This is a genomic window from Thermus hydrothermalis (assembly GCF_022760925.1).
In the GTDB taxonomy this organism is placed as follows: Bacteria; Deinococcota; Deinococci; order Deinococcales; family Thermaceae; genus Thermus; species Thermus hydrothermalis.
This window is the reverse complement of the sequence record NZ_JAKTNT010000021.1, coordinates 12,826-33,063: the sequence shown is the minus strand read 5'-3', so window position 1 is coordinate 33,063 and position 20,238 is coordinate 12,826. Positions and strand designations below refer to the sequence as shown.

The following is a 20,238-nucleotide window of genomic DNA, read 5'->3' as shown; positions in this document are numbered from 1 at the left end:
AGGGGCCTATCTAGGAGGCCCTGGCGAGGGTCCCATTGGCGTCATGCGCGCTCACTCGCCCATGCACCTCCACCCACCCCGCCAGGGGAAAGCGCTCCAGGGCCCTCTTGGCCCCCTCGAGGAGGAAGTGGAGGAGCTCATCGGGGAGGAGGTTCTTCTTCCCTTCCCTCTGGATGGCATTGAGGATTTCCCTTTTCCGCTCTTGCCAGTTCAGCATGGCAGCCCCTTCCCCGCCCTAAGGGTGGTTTTTCACGGCGATGGGGCCCTTGGGGGTCAGGAGGGCCACCACCTTCCCTTCTCGCGTGAGGGCGTAAACGGCGGGCTCCTCGCCCAGACCCCGGTCAAGGGACCAGGCCATGGCGTCAGGATCGTCTAGCGGGAGGATTACCAGGCGGAAGCGGTCTGGGAGGCGGGCGACGATCTGGGGTTGAGGTAGAGGAAAACGGAAACCTCCGCCCCCGCTTCCATGGCCCGTTTGGCCGCCGGTTCTATCATCATCCTTTCTTCCCGTGGTTGGCGGTGCGGCCTGAGCGTACTAGGCCCGGGGTATGCCCCGGGCCCAGTCCCTAAGAAGAGGATAGCGCTTTTCCCGCGCTTGGGAAGCTCCCCCTCGCCGGGAAGAGGAGCTTGAGCCTCAGCCCGCTTGAGCTTCTTTGAGGGAAGCTCGGATGTGGTAGAGGAGCGGGATGAGGAACAGGCTCGTGGGGAATTTCACCGCGGCTTGGCTCCCTATGAGGGGGAGAAGGGGCGCTCCCGTGCCGGCGAAGGCGGTGGCGATGAAAACCGCGGTATCCAGGAGGATGGAGAGGTTGGAGGCCCTCACCCGCCCGGCCAAGAACCCCCGGGGGACAGGGAGCCCCTTCACCGCCTCCCGGTAGGCGGGCGGGGCCAGGTAGGCCACCCGGCGCTCGTAGAGGCCCAGGAAGGGGATGAGCCTCTCCCGGATGCGGGCGTAGCTGGCCTCGTCCCCCTTTTGCAGGAGGAAGTCGGAGGGGAGGAGGGCGGGGTGCTCTGCGTCCTCTATGGGGACGGGATCGTAGAGGCCGCAGAGGAAGGCGATGTCCACGGGGAGGTGGCGGACCGCCTCTTCCCGTGCGGCAGCGAGCTCTAGTAGTGCAGCAGGCGCGCGAACAGCTACCCTGGCTTGACTTCCAGCAAGAGAGCATAGCCAAGCAGATTCCACCGGAACGTATCCGGGGGATCGCGGGTTCGGGCAAGACAGTGCTGATTTGCCAAAAGGCAGTCCTGATGCATCTCAGACACCCCGACTGGGACATTGCGGTGGTGTTCTTTACGCAAAGCCTTTACGAGCTCATCCAACGTGGCCTCGACCAATGGCTGAGGCGTTTCAGCGGGGGACGAGTCGGCTATAGCCCTGACAACCCAAAACTGCGTGTCCTCCGCGCATGGGGGCCAGACCCGTGAGGGTTTCTACCGTGAAGTAGCTCGCCGCATGGAAATTAAACCTAAAGCTGTGGGGTACGTTCCCGTCGGTGAAGCAGCTTCGCCACTGGAAAAATACGGTTGGGTTGAAGGACCTGCTTCAAGGCCTCGAGGCCCTGGACCTGGCCCTTTTTCCCGGCCGGGAGGTGGGGCGGGTTGAGGAGCAGACCTACGACCCCACGCACTCCAGGCGGTTCTGGTACGAAAGGCGGAAGGACCTCGAGGCATCTCTTCTTAGCTCCAAGAACGATCGCGAAATCTAAACATGTAGCTAGGAAAGCCGGGATGCGATGGAAATCTTAAGCAGAAAGGCGGCTACCCCTCCTCGGCAAGCCCCTCTTCCGGGGCCCTTTCCACCGGCCCATGTCCTGGGAAAGCGGGATGCTCCGGCTCGCTCAGGTGATACGGCTAGAGGGGGCCCCCCTGGGGCACGAGGTGGTGGGCAGAAGCTCGTGCTCCATATGGTGGAGCTCCGGTTGTGAGGGGCGGTAAGTTTCGGGCTTCCGGGCTTCCACGAAGCAACCCCCCCAGCCAAGGGAGCCGGGCGGCGGGCGAGGGCTCAGGCGCTTTTGGCCCGAAGAAGGGCGGGCCCCGTGAGGGGCGCCACCTCCTCCTCGGATAGGTCCAGGAGGGCCAGGGTGTTACCCTCGTGGTCCACGAACTCCACCAGGTAGCCCCCGTGGGGATACACCAGGACCACGGTGCCCACATCCCCCGCCTTCAGGCCCCACGCCTCCTTGTCCCGCTTAAGAACTACCAAGTCGTGCTCCCGCATCCCTTCCCCTTCCAAGGGTACGCCGTTACCAAACGAGCCGCTTCCCCTTCCTCCTCAAGGTACCAGACGCTCTGTACGCACGCCTCCCCTCCGGGGCCCAGTAGGGGTCCCCTCAGGACCACCAGCACGCCTTGACCCTGGAACCCGGGCCGGCGCTCCACCTCCTCCGCTTCCCGGGCATGGCCCAGAAGGGCCGCCTCCAGGACCTCGGGGCGCTCAGGGGCAAAGCCCAAGCCCACGAAGAAGCGGGCCTTGCTCCCTCCCGCCGGGTGCTTGGGGTTGAGCAGGTACTCTGTGAGCTTGGCCCGGGGTACCTGGAAGCGCACGGGGCCAGTATAGTGCCTCGTTTGCCTCCCGTGGGTGACCTTCTCCTACCCCTAAAGGAGGTAGGGTTTTCCCTTCACAGAAGGGAGCTTTCGCGAAGAAGCATCCCCCGGGAAACCTAGCGCCTTTACCCTTCTTCTTTGGAAAACCATCGGCGTTAAAAGCCCCCATAGCCCCGCTATCTCCCCTATCCCCGTTTCCCTCTTACCCCAAAGCGGGCTGGCGCTTGAAGGCTTCGCCCCTTGGGTGGGGGCCTCGAGGCCCGCTTCGCCCACCACCCGGCCTAGGGAGCGCTTCTCATTAGGGGAGAGTAAAGTGAAATGGATGACGGAATCTAAAGCCTTTTACGGCTTGCGAAAACTCTTCTGGGTCCTCCCCCACCCCGACAGGCCCGGGAGCGCCGTCCTCTCGTCCTTGTCCCTGGAAAGCCCCACCGTTTTGGTGGGAAGCAACGGCGTGGGCAAGACGAGCCTCCTGCGCCTCGTGGCCTTTCTCTTCGGGCATCCCGACCCCGACCGCCTGGTGGGAGGCGGGGGGAGCTTCCGGGAGCTCTACCTGGCGCCCCCTTCCGGGGATGGGGCCCACAGGCGTTTAAGCGGGTACCTGGGGGGGCACTTCTTGGGACGGGAAGGGCCCACCACCGTCATCGCCTACGCCCACGGCAACCAATACCGCTACCTGGTCCTCCCCGGGCACGTGGAGCCCGACATCCTGAGGGAGGGGCGCCGCTTCCTCACGCCCAACGAGCTGCACGAGCGCCTGGCGGCCATGGGGTTGGTGGGGGAAAGCGTGGTGGAGGTCCGCAGCCCGGAGGCTTACGCTCGGCTTTTCGCCGAGCGCTCCCGCTCCCCCCTGCGGGGCCACGCCTTCCCCTCCGGGGGGAAGGTTTCCCTCGGGTGGTTTCTCGGGCTATCCCTTGGGGAAGCCCTGAAGGAAGAGTGGGTCCGCCAGTTTCTCGTGGACCTGGCCCTGCCCCCTTCGGAGGGGGAGGCCTACCCCACGGCCAACTTCCAGGAGCGCCTGCGGGAGATCCGGGAGGAGCTGGAGGAACTGGGCGAGATGGCCAAGACCATGCCCGAGGTGGAGGAATATAGGAGGGCCCGTGGGGACCTGGTGGCGAAGTTCAAGCTCTATGGCGCTACCCGCCTCTTGGCGGAGGAAGCCCTGCCCCGCCTCGAGGAGGAGGTGAGGGGACTAGAGGCGGAGGCGAAGGAGTGCGAAGATAGGTTGCAAGAGCTCCTAGAGAGGCGGGAAAAGGACCTCGAGGCCCTCCAAGGGGAACTGGAGGAGCTGTCCATGAGGAAGGGGGAGCTTTCCGGGCAGATCCGCGCCCTCCAGGAAGCCCTTCGCCGGGCCCAAGCGGCCATGGCCCCCTGGTCCCACCTGGACGGCGCCCATCTGCCCTTGCGCCTAGAAGAGGTGCGGCGGGAGCTTCGCCTTCTGGAGGGGGAGATAGCCCAAAAGGGGGCGGCGTGGGAGGCGGAGAGGCAAAGGAGGCGGGCGGAGCGGGAGAGGGAAAGGGCCGAACGGCTTCAGGAGGTCGGCCGGCGGAAGGAAGCGCTCCGGGAAGAGATGGAGCGGGCGGTGGAGGAGGCCCGGACCCGCCTGGAAACGGCCTGGAAGGAGGAGGAAGCGCGCCTCGAGGCGGAGCGAAAGGAGCTTGAGGAAGAGAGGCTGAAGCTTCGGGAAAGCCTGGCCCGCCTCGAGGCCCAGAACGAGCCCCAAGACGACGAGTGGCGCCGGGCCAAAGAGGAGATCGCCCGCCTCAAGGAAGCGCTCGGGAGTTTCCGGGAGGCGCTCCTCAAAAAGCGGAACGAGCTGGAGGGGGCGAAACGGGAGTTGGAGCGGGAGAGGCGGGGCCTTGAGGAAAAGCGGGAGGAGGTCCTCAAGCTCCGGGAGGCCTTGGGGCGCTTACGCCAGGAAGGCTCGCTCCTCGGCTTCCTGGACAAGAACGTGCCCTCCTGGCGCCAAGGGGTGGGAAGGGTCCTCTCCCCTTCCCTATTGGAGCGGAACGACCTCGAGCCCGTTCTCTTCTCCCCGCCTTCCCTCCCCCCGGACCGGGTGGGGGTGGGCGAGGTGGCCTTGCGGGTATCGCACCTCCCTGTCCCCCCCGACCCCTTGGCGGACCTGGAGGTGAAGCTCCACCAGGCGGAGGAGGCCCTAAAGGGCAAGGAAGAGGAGGTCCGCCGGTCCGAGGACTGGGTACGGGCGCTAGAGGAGGATGTCCGAGCCCGGGAAAGGCGGGAGGAGGAGCTTCGGGAAAGCCTCCTGCGCCTCGAGGGGTGGCTGAAGGAGCGCCGGGAGCGCTTCCTCGCCGAGCGGAAAGAAGCCCTCGCCCGCCTCAGGAAAGGCCTCGCCCAGGTGGAGGAAGGGCTAGCCTCCTTGGCGTCGCGCCGGAAGGCGATGGAAAGGGAGTGGAAAGGGCGCTTGGAAAAAGCCCAGGAGGAGGCCCGCAAGCCCTTCGCCGAGGCCCTGAAGGTGCTTGCGGAAGAGGAGCGGAAGCTCCGCCTCCCCGTGGAGGACGAGCCTCCCCCAACCGAACTCCTTCCCCTGGAGGAGCGCCGCCGAGCCCTAGAGCGGGAGGCGCAAACCCTGGGGAAGGCCCTTGAAGCCTGGCAGGCGTTGCGCCGGGCGGAAGAGGAAGCCCGGAGGCTCCCCGCCCTAGAGGCGGAGCTCGCCCAGGTGGAGGGGGAGATCCATACCCTGAAGGAGAGGGAAAAGGCGCTGAAAGCGGCGTACGAAAGGGAGGAGAAAGCCCTGAGGGAGGAAAGGGATAGGGTGCGCCAAGAGGCTTCGGCGAAGCGGGCCCGTTGGGAGGCGCTCAAAAGGGCCCTCAACGATACCCCCGCTGTGGATGACTTGCGGAAGCGGCTCAGCGACCAGTTTCCCAGCTCGGCCCCCGAGTGGGAGGCCCCGTTCCCCGAGCTCCCCCCAGACCCCCCAGAACCCGAGCGCTTGCGGCGCCTCTCGGATGAGGTGGAGAAGCTGGAAGAGCGGGTCATTCGGATGCGCCAGCATCTAGGGGTCCCCTTCCGGCGCCTGGATCGGGGGAAGGACCTCCTCCCCGAAGACTTCGAGACGCACTACGAGCACAGGGGGCTGGCCCTCTCCCGCAGCCTAAGCGCCCAGGTCCACGCCCTGGAGGCCAAGCTCACCCAGGCGAGGAGCGCTAGGCTCCGCTTGGCCCAACTGGTGCGGATGGTGGAGGATCGGCTTAAGACCTTCGCCTTCCCCACCGTCCGCTGGGCGGAGGTGCGCCTGGAGGGGAACGTGGAGCGGGAGGAAAGGGAGCTGGAAGAGGCGCTCGGGCGCCTTAGGGAGGATGTGATAGCCGTGGTGGAGCACTTTCAGCGTCCGAACCTTCAACCCCTCTTCCCCGCAGGCGACCTCGAGGCGAGCCTCCATTCCCTGGAGCGGGTGGGCAGGCGGTACGCCGAGATCCCCCTGGAGAAGCTCCTCGCCGATAGCTTCCGCCTGCGCTTTGTCCTGGAGCGGGGAGGGAGGCGGGTAGCCCTCTCCACCCTCGGCGAGCTCAGGGGGAAGGTGTCCACGGGCCAGGGGGCGGCCATGGCCCACGCCCTGGCGGCCTCCTTGGTGAGCCTCCTGGATGGGGGCTCCGGGGTGCGCCTTCCCCTTTTGGTGGACGAGCTAGGGCGCCTGGACGGGGAGAACGCCGCCGCCCTCTTCCAAGGGGTAGAAGCCCTGGGGCTCGTCCTCCTGGGGGCGACGCCCAGCAAGGAAACCCTGGTGGAGGTGGCCAGGCGGGCGGTCTTTAAGGTGGTGGAGGTGCGGGGCATGGCGGTGAAGCCCCAAGGGGATGGCCCCATGGAGGGCGTGGTGGGAAGGAGGGAAGGGTGAGCGCGGAGTGGGCGGAAGCTCTTTTCCGGCTAAGGCGCAATGGGTTCGTGCGCCAAGACGGGGACCGGGAGGAAAGGGGAGACTTCGCCCTCCTGAAGCGGCATCGGGCGGAGGTGGAGGCGCACCTGGAGGCGGAGGGCCTCCTCCTCCGGGCCCTTCCTCCTGAGGAGCCCATGGTCTTCTTTCTCGTTCCCACGCCCGCCTACTGGCGGTTTATGGGAGGGGACCAGCGGGGGCGCCTCCGGGAGCGGGCGGAAGGGCGCCTCAAGGAGTACCTCTTTCTCAAGCACCTCCTCCTGGGGGCGGGCCTGGAGGTGGCGCCTGGCTTCCGCTTCCACCCCCGCTCCGATGGGGTGCGCCACCTCCTCCTCCTCAGCGGGGACCGCTCCCGGTACGAAACCTTCCTGCGGGCGGAGGGGTACCTTAAGGGCGAAGGGGACGAGGATCTTCTCCAGGCGTGGGACGGGCTTCTGGAGGGGCTCGTGAAGGGAGGCCTCCTTTACCGGGTGGAGGGGGAGGCTTACGCCTTCTCCAGCCTGGCCTTGGTCTACGAGGAGCTTGCGGGGCGGGCGGGGAGAGAGGAGGTGGGACCATAGGGGAAGCCATCCGCCTCGCGCGCAGGCGTTTTGAGAGGGCCATCCGCCTCCTGGCCAAGCCCGAGGTGCAGGAGTTTCTCTTTGGCCTCCTCCTCCACCGGGAGGGGAAGCGGGAAGCGCCGCCTCCCCCTCCCGGGGAGGACCTCCTCAAGGAGCTCGAGGCCTACGGTTTCCTCATGGGCGGGGACGAGGGGGAGTTCCGGCCCACGAGCGCCCTGGCGAACTTTTTCCACGCGGTTTCGGGGGGCATCCTCCAGACCTTTGTTCAGGCGGGGGAGCGGGCCCAGGAAGCCCTGGAGGCCTTCGCCCGGGCCGAGGAGAGCCTCTCCTGGTTCGAGGACGCCTTGACCAAGGGCCTCCTCAACAACGCCCTGGCCTACTTGCAACGCCACCACCAAACCCTGGAGGAGCTGGCCGAGTTTCTGGTCCGAACCCCCGAGAGCCTGCGCCAGCTCGTGCGCCTTGACGTGGAAACCAAGCTGGCCGACGGGAAGATCACCCTGGCGGAAGCCTGGGCCAGGCTGGGGGAGGTGCAGGAGAAGGCGGGGCTTATCCTGAGGGCGCTAGAGCGCCTGGACGGGGAAGAGGACAGCCTGGCGGCCAAGAGCGCTCGGTTGCAAGCGCGTTTGCCCCTTCTCCTCGAGGGGCTTCCCCTGGAGGCGGAGGGGGCGGTGCGGGCGGAGATGGAGCGGGCGGAAAGGGCGCTCTTCAGGCTCAGAACGAGCGTGAAGGCGAGGGCGGCGAGGAGCATAGACGAGGCGATCCGGTTCTTCCAGCGCCTGGGCGAGGGGCTCGTGCGCCGGATGCAGGCGCGGCGGGAGATCTGGGAGCGCCTGGAACGCCTGGCCCAGGAAGGCCTGGAAGGGGAACTCCCCCTCCTCTTTGCCCCTGAGCGCCCCCACCTCCTCCTCCCGGCGGACGAGGAATGGGGGGCCTTGCGGGGGGAGTGGGGGGAGGTACCGGAGGAGCCAGCTCCCCTCGAGGTCCTGGAACCGGAGGAGGTCTTCGCCGAAGGGGAAGAGGCCTCCGAAACCCTCCGAGAGCTGGAAGAGGCGTTCTTGGCCTCTCCCCACGCCACCCTGTCCGGGTTCGCCTCCGAGCGGGGCCTGGGGGAAACCACGCACACGCTCCTCGCCCTCCACCTGTACGAGAGGCGGGAGGAGCTCCCCGGGCTTCGCTTTGACCTCTGGAGCGACGGCTGGACCCTTTGGATCCGGGAGGTCTTCCGTGAGGAGGTTGCGGGCTATCCAGAAGAGGTTGCGGGAGAAAGGGCGGTGCGTCCTTAGCGGGGAGGAGGCCAAGGCCTTGGCCCACCTCCTCCCCCGCCTGGTGGGGGAAGGGGGTGCCCGCTACCGGGAGGGGTGGTGGGAGCTCACCGCCCAAGCGCTTCCCCTTTTGGAGGCTTATGCGAGCGAGAGCCCGCCCCCTTCCAAAAGGGAGGCGTACGAGCGCTTGGGCAACGACAAGCGCTCCGCCCGGCCCTCCGGGGTGGAGGTGGCGGTGCGGGGGGTGGGCGAGGGGCGGAGGGCTTTGGGCCTCGCCCCGGACTTTCCCGAAGGGGCCTACGCCGTCTTCCCCTTAGAGGTCCTCCTTTCCCGGGCGGAGGGGCTTCCCCTGGTGTTGGTGGAGAACCTCGAGGCCTTCCTCCGTTACCGGGGGGAGGGCCTCGAGGTTTTGGGGGAAAGGGAGCGGCGGGAACACCCGGCGGACTACATCCTCCTCTACCGGGGCGACGGCGCCCGGACCCGCCCCCTGCCTTGGGGGGAGGCCCTAAGGGGCTATGCGGGGGAGGTCCTCCTCGCCTTTGACCTGGACCCCGCCGGCCTGGCCATGGCGGAGGGGCTGGTGGCGGAACTTCCCCGCTGGGGCCTGGTGGTGCCCGAAGGCCCTGCCCGCCTCGCCCTCTACCGGGAAGCCATGGCCAAGCCCGAGATGCGGGAGCGGTACAGGAGCCAGGTGGAGCGGGTGGACGTGGGGCGCTTCGCCCGGGAGCCCTTCGCCTCTCTCTGGGAAGAGATGGCCGAGATGGCGGTGGCGGTGCCGCAGGAGCGCTACCTGGCCTGATGGGCCATGGCCTTCTCCCCTATTGCGCCTCGAGCCTAACGCTTCTTCCTGCCTTGAATTCCTCAGTTTGTAACGAACCTATGAGGAATCCAAGCTGCTCCAATTGAGGTAGGGGCTAGAGGGGGCTACAAGGGGGTGGCCTCGAGGGGAGGTCGGAAAGTGGCAAAAGCTTGCCATGCGCCGTGGGCGCCGAAGAGCGCCGCCACTCCACGCGAGGCCCCTAAACACAAAACCTGGCAGGCTCCTGCCAGGGGTGTAAAGCGAGGCAGGAGCATCTCCCACCGGTTGCCCGTAGCGGTGGGCTCGCGTTCCCAGGGCGGCGATTTCGCAGGGGGAGGGGATGGACCGCAGGATCTTGCCTTGGTGGGCTTCCCCTTTTACAGGGGGAAACCTACGCGGGCATGGGCGGCTCCCCAGTATCCGCGCAACAGCCTCCCTCTCCAGAGGCTTCCCTTTGGGCCGATCCCGTTCTACGGCCTGTTTAGGGTCCAGGCCAGGACCTTTCTAAGACGCCCGGCCTTCCTCCCATCAAAAGAGGGGGCTTTCCCGGCAAAGCTCGTAATAGGCGTTTTTCTCCTAGGTGGGAACCCGTCGTTGACCACCTGGCCTCCCCTGAACTCGGGCAACGGATCAAGCAGGCCAAGGACCGCGTGGAGAAGACCCGCCCCCCTCGGACAGAAGGGGGCGGCTCAGGGCGTTCTTGGCTGTCGGCGGCGTACGGGTAGGCCCGGCTACGGCTAGGGAGAGGTGGCGAGGATACCCTCCCACCTCACCACGAAGCGGCCCGCGCTGTAGGTGACGCTGTTGAGGTCGTTCGTCCCCCCCGAACGCACGGGCATACACCGCCTGCGGATGGGGATAGAGGAGGCTTTTCGGGACCTGAAGGGGCGGGGGTTTGGGTTGGACCGGCACGGGCTGAGGAGGGAGGGGAGCCTTAGGGGATGGCTTTGGCTTTTGTTCCTGGGGATGGCTGTTTTGGTCCTTTTGGGGGCCACTTTGCGGGGCAGGGGGTGGTGGCGCATCCTGAGGGGCAGAGCCTTTTCCGCTTGGCCCGCCACCTTCTGGCGGAGGGTCCTCCTTCCCTGCAGGGCGTGGCGGTGGGGGTGCTTGGGGGTCTTTCCCGGCAACGGGTACAGGGGTGGGGAAAGGGATGAGAGCTCAGCTCCCCATCCCCACGGCCGGGCGCTAGCCTCACCCTCCGCGCCACAAAGTAATGACCGCGACCTTGCCTAGGCGCCCTGCCGGTGGGACCTAGCGCGGGGACACAAGATCGGCTAGCTGATGGCCAAGCTCCGTAGCTTTCGGCGAAGCGCAACGGGGCTTGCTCCTGGCCGCCCGTCCGTGGGCCAAGCCAGGAGGACACCCAAAACGCGGACTACGCGTGTAGACGCCCGCCGTAGGTACCTTCGGACGGGGGTTCAACTCCCCCCACTTCCACCAAACCGGACGGGGTTTCCCCGGTCCGCATCGTTTTTATCGGGGGTCAACCCCGAGCCACGCCGCCAGAACCTCGGTGTGCCAAAGGGGGATGTCGCTCCCGCAGAAGTCCCCGTCCGTAGACCATATGGCGGCACGGAGCGAGAGGGCTAGGGCCGCCACGGGCCAGTCTTGGGGATCCCGTGGAACCCGAAGCCGGGCCTCTTTCTCCATAGGGGCGTAGGCCTTGCGCGGCACCGTTCGGATGGAAGCTTTCAGAAGGCGGAGCGCCCTTTCCTGGAGTGCTTCGGCCTCGCCTTCCGCCAGTCCCTTTCGCTCGGCCAGGCGCCTGATACGCTTGGCGAGCTCGTGGCGGATCTCCCCTCGGCCACGAAGAGGGCCAGGTCCTTGTGGGTCAGGAGAGCCTCGCCCCGTTTGCGCAACACCTCCCCCACCGCAGCGCTGGCGTCCAGCACGAGGATAAGGGGCGCATGGACAAGCTCTTGCGGCGTCTCCGGCAAGAAGCCCCTCCTCTTGGAAGACGCTCAGCGGCCCGCCTCTTCCCAGGCCGCTTCTAACTCGCCCCGGGAAAGGCCTTTGCGGGCTAAGAGGTCCTGGAGGAAGGCTTCCAGTTCCTCGGCCCGCCGGCGCGCCTCCGCCTTGTCCGTGGGTTCAAGAGGAACAGGGATGTGGAGGGTGCGCCGACCACGCAAAACCCCCAAGGGCGCCAGCAAAAGCTTCCGGCCCTTGGACTTCGCTTTGACACGCACCCTCCGCTCCATGACACTTTGAGCGTAGAAGTATTAGACAACGGAGTCAAGCTGGGGCGGAGCTGACCTCTTGTTCTGTAGGGGCTTGGCAAGGGGAAGCAAGGACGGGAGGTCGGTCAGGTACGCGAACCCCAAACCTCCTCCTTCAGGCTCCCACAACCTAGGTCCACACGGTCTTCCGGCCCCTCAGAAAATCCCGTGCACACCAGCGCCCTTCTCCATCCAGAACCGGATGGAGGAAGCCTTCCTCCACCGCCTGGGCCGCAAGGTCCAGGCCCTGGGCTATGTCCCTGAACCGGGGCTTTGACCGAGTCCCCCTGGGGCACGACGGAGGGATGGATAGAGGAGAACTTCCGGGACCTGAAGGGGCGGAAGTTTGGGCAGGGCTTTCCCTGACCCACACCCGGGGCCACTCCAATGTAGCCGTCCGTGCCGCGGACCCAAGCGGTGAGTAAAAGGCTCGGCTGAGGTGTTAGGGATCCCGGTGCAGTGGGGTTTGGGGGAGGGTGTCTTGCCCCCACGATTGGGGTGAAGGAAGGGTCGTGGGGGCAAGACACCCCGCCGCTACGCCAGTCCCATCACCACCACCCTCGCCACCGCTTCCTCCACTACGCTTTGGTCCCCCGCCTCGAGGGCCTCCGGCAGTTCGGGCAAGTGGAGGGCCTTGGCCAGTTTGTGAAGGACCCTCATTTCTCATAGGTGCTTCACAGCTTGTTCGGTCGGAGAAGCCCACCGCTTCCAGAGCAGGTTCCTGCGGAGGGAGTTTTCTCGGCGGGCCTCGAGAGTGTTTTCCGGGAAGTGTAGGGTCAAGGGGTCCACAGGGTTTCTGACCGGGAAGGTGAAGGTGTACACGGACACGTCGGAGCCCATCCAGGATACTTTGGCCAGGATCCCCTTGGCGCCCCATACCCCTGCCCATCCCGCTAGGGGGAAGCGTTCTAAGGCCTCTTTGGCCCCCATGAGTGAGGAAGCGGTGGAGTTAGGCGCTTCTCCCCTTTCTCCTGAATGGCATCGAGGATTCCCCTTTTTCGCTTTTAGCAGTCCAGCTTGATGGCCCCTTTCCCGCCCTGAGGAGGATGGCCTGGACCACCGGGTATAAGGATATCCTCAATAGGCGAATGGGGCCTGAGGACCCGCCGCACCGTCCCCGCCCCCCTCTCACCCTTCCCGCACCCGGAAGAGAACGCAAGCGGAGTCGGCTTCCCATTGGGACCTTTGGGGCAGTCTTGCCCCCACGAATGAAGCCAGAAGGGAACCGTAGGTGCAGGACCCCAAATCTTCCGATACCTACCTAGAAGGGAAGCACCCGGTCATGCGCCACCGCCAGGAGGATGGGGCCCTCCGTTCCCTTTCTACCTTCCCCGCACCTCCACCCAGGCGGGGTAAGGGTGGTCCGCCTGGGCCGCCAGGCGCTCCCGGAACCACACCTCCGGGTCCGCCTCCCGTGGCGGCGTCAGGTCCGCTTCTACCACGTCGTAGGCGTTCACCCCCACGCAGGCCCGTAGCCGGGCCTTGTCCCTCAGGCGGTACTCCACAAGCCGGGTGATGGCTTCCTCCACCAGTGGCCACACCATGGGATAGCTTCCTTTCCCTATTCGGCCTCTTGGGCCAAGGCCCTCTTCAGAGCCCCCTTACGCCGGGCTCCCCGCCTCCTGTCCCTGTGCGCTCCGGCCCCCGAGCGGGTCTTGAGCCGGGTCAGATCACCCTGATCCCACAAGGAAAGCCTCTTCGGGACGAGCTTCTTTGCCATTTTACCCCCCCATTTTTTGGACTCATGGTACGAACTGAGTATGTATTTCCCAGCCCCCCTCCCTCCCCCTTCCCGCTCGCTTTTCCGCCCTCTATTTGCTCCATAGGTTTGCCTTGCCTCTGTTCCCCCTCTTTTCTTATACTGCGGTCATGAGCGAAGGAGAGCGCACGAAAGAGGTGGGTGGCGGGGAGATCTACGGTACGGGAGATGTTGTGGAGCTTCCCCTCGAGGCCATCCGCCCCAGCTCCATCCAGCCGCGCCTTGAGGAGGACGCCGAGCAGATCCAGGACTTGGTGGCCTCCATGCGCGAGCATGGGCTCATTCACCCCATTCTGGTCCGCCCCGTGGAGGACGGCACGACTATATCGATGTCCAGCGCATTAGGGAGAAGCACCGCAAGAAGCCGCCCTCTTGGCTCCGGCCCGTCTTGGTTTTGGGGAAGGTATGGGCGGCGAAGGAGCGGGGTAGCGTGGCGGGTGAGGTAGCCGAGGGGAATTCCGAGGGCGGGGCGGAGGAGGGAGCCAGGGACTAGGGAGAGTTGAGCTTCCTGGGCGGGGCCGTGGGGCCCCGTTTTCCTTGTCCCGCCCTGTAGAGTCTTCCTTTCCCCCCTCTCTCTAGAGCCTAGGGATTTGCCTTTGGTTTTGGGCTTTCATGAGAGCCGGAGGGGGGTTAGGGGGGATGTCGGGCCATTTGGTACGGTTTGGGGGTGGTTTTTGGGTGGGAGGGGGTTACTCTTCCAGGGAGAGGGCTTCGTGGAGCGCTTGAGCTTTGGCGAGGGCGAGGGCTTTGGCTCCCTCCAGGTCTTGGGCCCGCCTGTGGTAGAGGACGATCCCGTGGGGGTCCTCGAGGTCTTCCACCACTTCTACCCCGTACTCCCGGTCCTCGTTGCCTTCTTCGTCCCGGACATAGGCCCGGAGGTACGCGTCCCCTACCCGGCCTATTTAGGCGATGTGGGCGCCTTCGCCCAAGTCCACGTAGGTGTTGGGGTGGGTCAGGAGGAAGCGGCCGATGGGTTCGTTCTGGGCGGCTTTGAGGGTTGCCTGGACGATGCTCCTGACGGCAAGGAGAAGCTTCCGGGCGTCTATAAAGCGCCCGCGAAAGCGCTTTTCGAAGTCGTCGTACTCCTCCACAGCTGCGGTTAGGGCTCTCGCTTCTTCCTCCGTCAGAAGGACCAGATGGGTGATGGGGTTGAAGTCTTTGGTGTTCGGGTTCACGCCGTAGAGGATGTATTTCATGGCGACCTCCTTTCGTGAGATGGGGGGGAGGCGTGGGTGGTGTGGGGCGGCATCTTGCCCCCACGAAAGCTAGCTAGATGGGTTCGTGGGGGCAAGAGCGCACTCCGCAATCCGCACGCCCGCCCCAACCCCTTGAAGGCCTACTTTTTCCGCTTGAGCAACCGGTGCCACCACCGGTCGTACTTTTTGGGGTCCGGGGTGGTGGTTGGGGGGGCCTTGCTGGCGAGCATGTCCAGGATGGCGATGGCCTCTTCCGAAAGCAGGGGAATGTCCCTCAGGTTGCCCGTGGCCCGCACGTAGCCTAGGGTGGCGTCCTTCAGGAGATGCTGGATGATTACCTCGTGGACAAAGTCGGAGAAGATGTGGAGCTGGTCCCTCAGCGCGGCGATTTCTTGCTCTTGGCGGTCCAGGCGTTCCGCCGCTTCTAGGACCTGGTGGACGCCTTTAGGTTCTCTCCGCCCTCCTCAGCCTGGCAGTCATGGGCCTTTCCTTCTACTTCCTATACCGCGCCGTGCGCGCCCTCGAGGGCATCCGGGAAGCCCTGGAAGCGCTGAAGGAAACTTCGGGAGGAGGCCAAGAGCGGTAAGGAGGATGGAAGATGCGGAAGAAGGCGAAAGGCTTGCAGTCCACGGCGGGCTTCACCCTCATCGAGCTGGTGGCGGTGGTGGGCATTCTCCTGGTTCTCATCGTGGCGCTCTTGCCCCGGATGGAGGCTAACCGCCGCTCCAGCAACGACACGATAGTGCAGGGGTACCTGCGGGAGATCCAGAAGTACCAGGAGATGTACTACGGCTTCAACCGGCAGTATGCCAACAGCCTGAACGCCTTGCGGAGCCTCGTTCCTCCCATCGACAACCCGCCCACCAACCCGCCGGTCACGGTGAACTTCATCACCACGGGCGTGGACTACAACCGCGAGTACTGCGTTATCGCCGGGACCACGGCGGGGCAGTACTGGTACCAGGCCACCTCCAAGGGCGTTCGGGCCAGGACGAACAGCCCGGTTACCGGCGCCGCCCCCACGAGCTGCGACTTCACCCTCTACTGAGCGGGGTGAGCGAAGGAGGGGAGCTTAGAGCTCCCCTCCTTTCGCTTGGGCCTCAGCGCAAGGCGAAGAGGGTAACCCGGGCGTAGGGGGCAACGCCTTTGATGCCGCCCTCTACGTACCCCACGCTGTAGACCAGGTACCTGCTCTCTCCCAGGGGGGTGAGGTTTTGCGGCCGCCGGTCACGCGAACCAGCCCCACGGTATCCGCTTCCTCCCAGTAGGACCGGGCTCGAGGGTGAAAGGGATGCTCCGGCACCAGGAGAGCAAACCAGACGTTAAGGTCGGGAAGATCCACCCTCTAAAAGCTCCCAGAGATCGGCTTCCCGCACGGCGGAGATGTGGCGACCCTTGGCCTCTACCAGGGGAAGAGGACGGGAACCCTTGGGGGCCTGACGGCTCAAGGCCTCCTCCAAGAGGCGCACCACCAGCTCCTTGAGGTCTTGCCCTCCTTAGCGGCCCGGAGCTTGAGATGCCGGTAAAGCGGGTCGGGGAGATCCAGGGTGGTGCACATACGGCCATATTATGCGTAATCCCAAGGATAAACCGGAAAGTTGAACTGCAAGGGTATGGGGTGGGGGAAATCCACCAGCCTTGGTGGCTTTCGATGAGAAAGACGTGGACCCCGAGCCTTCGGTTTCAGGTGAAACCTAGGAAGCCAGCCTTCGACTTCACGACCCCCCTTCCCCGTAGGGCTCCTCCTTGGGTTCCGCTTGCGTCCGGTGTTCCAGGAGGGCGCGCCACAAGCAGAGAGGAAGTGCGCCCAGCGCCCTCCGCGTTTGGAGACCAGGGGGCGCTCTTGAGGCCCGCTCTCCTAAAGCCGTAGCGGCGACCTACCCGGGCCTATCCCCGCCGATGTCCACGCAGTCCCGGCTTGGTCGTCGCGCCGCCCGGTGGAGGCCTACCTAGGCCAGTAGGCCCGCTTGCGGGAAGCGGCAGAAGGAACGCATCCCCATCTTTCCTTCACCCCGCGTCGGCGGCTAGGAACGCATTGGGGAGGAGGTTTCTCTTGCGCCCTCTTCCATCGGCGTGGGTACGGGACCTAGGCCTACGGCTCACCGTTTCCTAAGAGGTATAGGACCCTCACCCACTCCCCGGGGTCGGCCTGGCCCCTCATGAAAGCCTCAAGGAGCCACGCGGCGAGGAGCTCCCGGGAGTAGAAGGTCTTCCGGTCCTCGAGGAGGGCCTCCAGGGTTTCGGGCGTCAGGTGCTCCCAGGTCCAGACCCAGGCCTCCAGGTCCTCCCCCGGCCTTCCCGGCAGGGGGATGTGGAGGCGGTAGCGGGGCCCAGCCTCCTCCCAGGGGAGGGGCACGAGGACCCTCCCCCGGCTCCCCACGAGGGCGAGGAGCCCACCCCAGGCCCGGAGCCGGTCCAGGCGCACGGTCAGGCGGCCCCCCTCGTCCAGGTGCAGGGTGTCTCCCTCAGAGCGCCAGGTACCTGGGCGGGGAGGGGTAGAGGGGAGGAAGTCCATCTGCCGCAGCATCTGGAGGGAGCGCACCGCCCCTTCCCGCCCTTCCCCCCCCTCCGGGCGGTGGCGGAGCGGCAGGCGGAGGGTGGGGCGGATGGGCTCCCGCCTCCGGCGGGGGGAAGGAGGCCTCCTTTCCGCCCCCCGGGGCCTCTCCCCTGCCCCGTCCTCCAGGAAGGGCCGCCAGAAGGGGGCGGGCACCTCGCTGAGCGCCTTTAGCAGACGCAGGCCCCAGGGTGCCTCTTCCCAAGCGCGGTGTTCCCTCTCCCTGAGGGCGCGGTAGGGTTCCACCTCCAAGCCCTCCTCTTCCCCAAGCCGCACCAGGAGCTCCAGGGCAAGCCCCCCGCCCAGGCCGGGATAGCTTTCCACGGCCTTCTGAAGGTGGCGGTGGGCTCCCTTCCTGTCCCCTTCGGCCAAGGCCACGAGGGCCCGCCGCCCCAAGGCCAGGGCCCGGGCCACGGGGTCCTCCCCCGAGGGCCCGAGCCGGGCCTGGGCCAAGGCCTCCTTGCGGAACGCTTCCCCCAGGGAGGGTTCCCCGGAGGCCAGGGCCTCCAAAGCCTCCCTCAAGAGCTCGCGGAAGGGCCTCACGTCCCCACCCCCGCCCCCGGGGCAAACAGGAAGGGGCACCGCCCTTCCCGCAGCCCACGGAGGATGGCCTCATGGTACTCCTTCACCAGGTCCCAGTCGTATCCCGAGGAAGAGTCCTTAGACGGGTAGAGGGGCCCGCCGTGCGCCAGGTAGGCGTTCAGGAGGGATTGGGCGAAGGCGTACCAGCCCTCAAGAAGGCTCCGAAGGTTTGGGGAGGGGAGGAGGACTTCTTCTTCAGGACCAAGGTACGCCCGCAGGCGCACTTGGCTCAGGTTGCGCTTCCTTTCGGCCTCCAGGAGGGTCCCCCAACGGTCCGCAAAGAGAAAGGCTTGGCCGTCCTTGCAGAGGGCGTGGAGGGGCTTTGCGGGCCGGAAGAACCCGCAGATGTGCCCCTCGTAGGGAAAGGCCTCCCCATAGCCCAGGAAGCCAAAGACGAAAAGGGCGCTGGTGGCCCGTTCCAGGAGGGACCGGCTCCCAAGGGAGTTGCCCTTCTCCACCGTAGCGAAAAACGCCTCCCCCATGGCGGGAAGGGGGATAAGGGCCAGGGCAAGCTCGGGATTTTGGGGAAGGCAGGGGGAGTCCCCGCATACCCAAGAAAAGGCCCCAAGAGTACCCGGCCATCCCCTCTCCACCGCCCGGAGGAGCTCCCGCCAGAGGTCCCGGGGCCGGTAGCCCGTGGCGCTCCTCACCAGGTGGCGGCGCAGGGCCTCGGCCCGTTTGGGCGGGGGCTCGTCCCGGACCTCCTCGGGCGCCCAGGGGAGGAGGAGCTCTAGGTTTTCCTCAAGCGCCTGCCGCAGGGCCTTCCCGAACCGGCTCCTCCCGTCCCGCAAGGCCCGGGCCGCCTTGGCGAGGTCGGGGGCCTTCGGGCGCTTGCCCTCTAGGCCCATCTTCCAGGTGGCCTCCAGAGCGAGGAAGAGGAGGATGAGGGCCGCCCTGGCCCCGGGGCCGAGGCCGGGAAGGCTCCCTTCGCGCATAAGGTGGGTCAGGGTTTCATAGACCAGGTGGTTGGGCTTTCTCCCGCGGCTTTCCATGCTCTAAGGAACACCTTAGCACGGTTCGCAAATGCGAAGGCGGGATGGAAGAAAGGGGCGTCGCAGAGGGATTTCCTTGCCTTGCCCTTCGCGATAAAAAAGCGCCGTTTCCTTGCCACCACTACCTTGACCATTGAGGTGATGCGGTATGGCAAAGCCTCTACCAATCGCACGGGCGAACCTCGGCTCCAGGGAAGCGGGGAAGATGGACTTCTCCAGGGAAACCCTCTGGCGGCGTATGGACGGGCCCATGGGAAGGAAAGCGGTCCAAATCCCGGTCTTTCTGGTCAACCGCCGCCAGATGGACTACCTCAACCCCCCTGAGCGCATGCGCTTTCTCCACCCCGAAGCGGTCCGCCGCTGGGCAGAGGAGAGGCGCAGGCGGAGGGAGGAGGACGAGGGCGAACCCCTACAGGGCCTAGACGTAGCGCCGTGGGACAGTTACCAGGAAGTGGTGGCGGTGGGCCTCTACGTGGCCCAACTGGATGGGGCGCAAAAGCAAGAGCTCCTCCGGTTGGCGGAAGGGGACCCGGAAGAAGAAGTCCTCCGCCGCCATAACGGCCCCGCCATCTTCCTCTGCCCGGAACGCATCCTCTCCTGGGCGGGGCGGGAAGGGGTGAACCCCAACCTGGTCCTGGACAAGGTCTACTACCACGAGCTGGGCCACGCCCTCATGGACACGGGACCGACCCCCTACGGGGAGCTATGGGGCCGCATTGTTGAGGAAAGCCTGGCCAACTGGGTGGCCTACCGCCGGTTCCAGGGGCAGGAAGCCCGGTGGGTGCAACGCCTGATCCAGGGAGAGCCCGCGGAATACCAGGGGTACCTGGCGGTGGAGGAGGGCTTCGTATTCCTAGGGGACAGGAAGACCCTGGCAAAGTGGGACTGGTATACGCGGCACTTGTGGCGGCACCTTTGGTACAAACTCTGGGAGCGGGGCTACGGCTTTCTGGACCGCGGTTTACCACCCCTTCTCCCAGGCCTCCCTCTCCCGATGCAAGGGGAAGCGGGCGCGTACAACTTCCGCCTCTGGCGGGAGGCGAAGCGCCAGAAGTGGTTCAGGGACCCAGATGTGGTGCGCACCTATGCGGGCTTCGCCGAGGAGCTCCTCCTTCGTGCGGTGGACTAGGGGTTGGGCCCTGGTGGGCCTCCTCCTTGCCGCCTGCGCTCACGCGCCTGAGGTAGAAGTCCGGGTGCACACGGTGGACGAGGCTGGAGGAAGCGTGGAAGACGTAGCCTTCGGCCAGGGAGTCTTCGTGGCGGTGACCCCCTACCGCCTCCTGGTGTCCCCGGATGGGGAGGCGTGGCGGGAGGTGCGCGCCCCGGCCCGCATGTATGCCGTGATCTACACGGAGGTGGGCTTCCTGGCCGTGGGCAACGCCGGGGTACTCATGCGCTCCAGGGATGGCCTGAAGTGGGAAACCCTCCACCTTAACCCGGAGTGGGACCTGTTCGGGGTCGCCTACGGAGACGGCACGTATGTCTTCGTATCCGGCCGAAATGAGCTCCTGGTGAGCCGGGACCTGCGGCGTTTTCGCCGCCTCCAGGTAGAAGATGGCTCCTACGACATTCTCATCCTCGGAGGGGATTTTGGGAAGGGGCGGTTTGTCTTTGGCGCTGACGTCTTTCGCACCGTTACACTAGAATTGAGTCAAGAAAGGGAGAGGTAGCTATGAAAATCGCATCCGTGCGCAGGCGGGGAAACATCTTGGACGTGTTTGACGAGCGGGGACGGATCATCGGCCACATCAGCATCTCAAGCCAGGACGAGGTCCTGGGCTGGACAGCGGACACGGTCATGGTCCGTCGGGGACAGCGGGTCTACCACTACGACGCCCGGGGCCGCATTAAGGGGTCTAGACCCCTTTAGGAGGGGAGG

General features: G+C 66.0%; 26 protein-coding genes, 1 other RNA gene and 1 pseudogene. 12 read left to right on the top strand and 16 right to left on the bottom strand.

Features of this window, described 5'->3' with window-relative positions; genetic code table 11:
* Positions 1–10: 10 nt before the first annotated feature.
* The 3 genes from L0C60_RS11470 to L0C60_RS11465 form a co-directional block, all read right to left on the bottom strand.
* On the bottom strand, positions 11–217 hold the full coding sequence (locus tag L0C60_RS11470) for a hypothetical protein (protein ID WP_243092804.1): 207 nt from the start codon (positions 215–217) through the stop codon (positions 11–13).
* An 18-nt stretch (positions 218–235) separates the two neighbouring features.
* Entirely contained in the window at positions 236–358 is a 123-nt protein-coding gene (locus L0C60_RS12850) for a hypothetical protein (protein ID WP_279231962.1), read from the bottom strand.
* Positions 359–634: 276 nt separating this feature from the next.
* Positions 635–1,066, bottom strand: a complete 432-nt coding sequence (locus L0C60_RS11465; protein WP_243092803.1) for a VUT family protein — start codon at positions 1,064–1,066, stop codon at positions 635–637.
* Between the two features lie 463 nt (positions 1,067–1,529).
* On the opposite strand from L0C60_RS11465, the gene L0C60_RS11460 reads away from it, so the two are divergent.
* Positions 1,530–1,706: a hypothetical protein gene (locus tag L0C60_RS11460; RefSeq protein WP_243092802.1), complete on the top strand. Its 177-nt coding sequence runs from the start codon at positions 1,530–1,532 to the stop codon at positions 1,704–1,706.
* Positions 1,707–2,002: 296 nt separating this feature from the next.
* Here the strand turns inward: L0C60_RS11460 and L0C60_RS11455 are convergent, their stop codons facing one another.
* Together L0C60_RS11455 and L0C60_RS11450 are read right to left on the bottom strand one after the other, a co-directional pair.
* The gene (locus L0C60_RS11455) at positions 2,003–2,218 is read right to left on the bottom strand and encodes a DUF4926 domain-containing protein (protein WP_243092801.1); all 216 of its coding nucleotides are present in this window, start codon (positions 2,216–2,218) and stop codon (positions 2,003–2,005) included.
* Positions 2,197–2,544, bottom strand: a complete 348-nt coding sequence (locus L0C60_RS11450) for a DUF6883 domain-containing protein (protein WP_243092800.1) — start codon at positions 2,542–2,544, stop codon at positions 2,197–2,199. Before L0C60_RS11450 ends, L0C60_RS11455 begins: the two co-directional genes overlap by 22 nt.
* Before the next feature lie 322 nt (positions 2,545–2,866).
* Between L0C60_RS11450 and L0C60_RS11445 the strand changes: the two genes are divergently transcribed.
* The 6 genes and pseudogenes from L0C60_RS11445 (at position 2,867) to ssrA (ending at position 10,500) form a co-directional block, all read left to right on the top strand.
* Positions 2,867–6,400, top strand: coding sequence for an ATP-binding protein (locus L0C60_RS11445; RefSeq protein WP_243092799.1), 3,534 nt, complete (start codon positions 2,867–2,869; stop codon positions 6,398–6,400).
* On the top strand, positions 6,397–6,996 hold the full coding sequence (locus L0C60_RS11440) for a hypothetical protein (protein ID WP_243092798.1): 600 nt from the start codon (positions 6,397–6,399) through the stop codon (positions 6,994–6,996). Before L0C60_RS11445 ends, L0C60_RS11440 begins: the two co-directional genes overlap by 4 nt.
* A gap of 65 nt (positions 6,997–7,061) precedes the next feature.
* Entirely contained in the window at positions 7,062–8,282 is a 1,221-nt protein-coding gene (locus L0C60_RS11435; RefSeq protein WP_243092797.1) for a hypothetical protein, read from the top strand.
* Positions 8,254–9,060: a DUF7281 domain-containing protein gene (locus tag L0C60_RS11430; protein WP_243092796.1), complete on the top strand. Its 807-nt coding sequence runs from the start codon at positions 8,254–8,256 to the stop codon at positions 9,058–9,060. Before L0C60_RS11435 ends, L0C60_RS11430 begins: the two co-directional genes overlap by 29 nt.
* 849 nt (positions 9,061–9,909) lie before the next feature.
* Positions 9,910–10,139, top strand: a pseudogene (locus L0C60_RS11425) (IS4-like element ISTth2 family transposase); the annotation flags it as partial.
* A 20-nt stretch (positions 10,140–10,159) separates the two neighbouring features.
* Positions 10,160–10,500, top strand: a transfer-messenger RNA (tmRNA) gene (ssrA, locus tag L0C60_RS11420).
* Between the two features lie 33 nt (positions 10,501–10,533).
* Here ssrA and L0C60_RS11415 read toward each other — a convergent pair.
* From L0C60_RS11415 to L0C60_RS11390, 6 genes are all read right to left on the bottom strand, one after another.
* Positions 10,534–10,803 carry a PIN domain-containing protein gene (locus L0C60_RS11415; RefSeq protein ID WP_243092812.1) on the bottom strand — a complete coding sequence of 90 codons (270 nt, stop codon included), beginning with the start codon at positions 10,801–10,803 and terminating at the stop codon, positions 10,534–10,536.
* Positions 10,752–10,997: a hypothetical protein gene (locus L0C60_RS11410; protein ID WP_243092795.1), complete on the bottom strand. Its 246-nt coding sequence runs from the start codon at positions 10,995–10,997 to the stop codon at positions 10,752–10,754. Before L0C60_RS11410 ends, L0C60_RS11415 begins: the two co-directional genes overlap by 52 nt.
* A gap of 24 nt (positions 10,998–11,021) precedes the next feature.
* Complete coding sequence (locus L0C60_RS11405; protein ID WP_243092794.1) at positions 11,022–11,246, bottom strand: hypothetical protein; 225 nt, start codon at positions 11,244–11,246, stop codon at positions 11,022–11,024.
* Between the two features lie 564 nt (positions 11,247–11,810).
* Positions 11,811–11,936 carry a hypothetical protein gene (locus L0C60_RS12845; RefSeq protein ID WP_279231961.1) on the bottom strand — a complete coding sequence of 42 codons (126 nt, stop codon included), beginning with the start codon at positions 11,934–11,936 and terminating at the stop codon, positions 11,811–11,813.
* A gap of 662 nt (positions 11,937–12,598) precedes the next feature.
* Positions 12,599–12,820 (bottom strand): hypothetical protein, encoded by a 222-nt coding sequence (locus L0C60_RS11395; protein ID WP_243092793.1) that lies wholly within the window; start codon positions 12,818–12,820, stop codon positions 12,599–12,601.
* A 17-nt stretch (positions 12,821–12,837) separates the two neighbouring features.
* The gene (locus L0C60_RS11390; protein WP_243092792.1) at positions 12,838–12,996 is read right to left on the bottom strand and encodes a hypothetical protein; all 159 of its coding nucleotides are present in this window, start codon (positions 12,994–12,996) and stop codon (positions 12,838–12,840) included.
* A gap of 149 nt (positions 12,997–13,145) precedes the next feature.
* On the opposite strand from L0C60_RS11390, the gene L0C60_RS11385 reads away from it, so the two are divergent.
* On the top strand, positions 13,146–13,481 hold the full coding sequence (locus L0C60_RS11385) for a ParB/RepB/Spo0J family partition protein (RefSeq protein WP_243092791.1): 336 nt from the start codon (positions 13,146–13,148) through the stop codon (positions 13,479–13,481).
* A 243-nt stretch (positions 13,482–13,724) separates the two neighbouring features.
* Here the strand turns inward: L0C60_RS11385 and L0C60_RS12840 are convergent, their stop codons facing one another.
* The 3 genes from L0C60_RS12840 to L0C60_RS11375 form a co-directional block, all read right to left on the bottom strand.
* Complete coding sequence (locus L0C60_RS12840; RefSeq protein ID WP_279231960.1) at positions 13,725–13,853, bottom strand: hypothetical protein; 129 nt, start codon at positions 13,851–13,853, stop codon at positions 13,725–13,727.
* Between the two features lie 84 nt (positions 13,854–13,937).
* On the bottom strand, positions 13,938–14,231 hold the full coding sequence (locus L0C60_RS11380) for a hypothetical protein (protein ID WP_243092790.1): 294 nt from the start codon (positions 14,229–14,231) through the stop codon (positions 13,938–13,940).
* A 140-nt stretch (positions 14,232–14,371) separates the two neighbouring features.
* Complete coding sequence (locus L0C60_RS11375) at positions 14,372–14,527, bottom strand: hypothetical protein (RefSeq protein WP_243092789.1); 156 nt, start codon at positions 14,525–14,527, stop codon at positions 14,372–14,374.
* 302 nt (positions 14,528–14,829) lie between these two features.
* Here L0C60_RS11375 and L0C60_RS11370 point away from each other — a divergent pair, with 302 nt between their 5' ends.
* Entirely contained in the window at positions 14,830–15,279 is a 450-nt protein-coding gene (locus tag L0C60_RS11370) for a type II secretion system protein (RefSeq protein WP_243092788.1), read from the top strand.
* 1,044 nt (positions 15,280–16,323) lie between these two features.
* On the opposite strand, the gene L0C60_RS11365 is transcribed toward L0C60_RS11370, so the two are convergent.
* Together L0C60_RS11365 and L0C60_RS11360 are read right to left on the bottom strand one after the other, a co-directional pair.
* The gene (locus tag L0C60_RS11365; protein ID WP_243092813.1) at positions 16,324–17,328 is read right to left on the bottom strand and encodes a hypothetical protein; all 1,005 of its coding nucleotides are present in this window, start codon (positions 17,326–17,328) and stop codon (positions 16,324–16,326) included.
* Positions 17,325–18,302 (bottom strand): hypothetical protein, encoded by a 978-nt coding sequence (locus tag L0C60_RS11360; RefSeq protein ID WP_243092787.1) that lies wholly within the window; start codon positions 18,300–18,302, stop codon positions 17,325–17,327. The genes L0C60_RS11365 and L0C60_RS11360 overlap by 4 nt, the downstream gene beginning before the upstream one ends.
* A 307-nt stretch (positions 18,303–18,609) precedes the next feature.
* Here L0C60_RS11360 and L0C60_RS11355 point away from each other — a divergent pair, with 307 nt between their 5' ends.
* From L0C60_RS11355 to L0C60_RS11345, 3 genes are all read left to right on the top strand, one after another.
* Complete coding sequence (locus L0C60_RS11355) at positions 18,610–19,488, top strand: hypothetical protein (RefSeq protein WP_243092786.1); 879 nt, start codon at positions 18,610–18,612, stop codon at positions 19,486–19,488.
* Between the two features lie 94 nt (positions 19,489–19,582).
* A complete protein-coding gene (locus tag L0C60_RS11350) occupies positions 19,583–20,029 on the top strand; it encodes a beta propeller repeat protein (protein WP_243092785.1) in 447 nt (148 codons plus the stop codon).
* Between the two features lie 2 nt (positions 20,030–20,031).
* Positions 20,032–20,229, top strand: a complete 198-nt coding sequence (locus L0C60_RS11345; protein WP_243092784.1) for a hypothetical protein — start codon at positions 20,032–20,034, stop codon at positions 20,227–20,229.
* Positions 20,230–20,238: the final 9 nt, after the last annotated feature.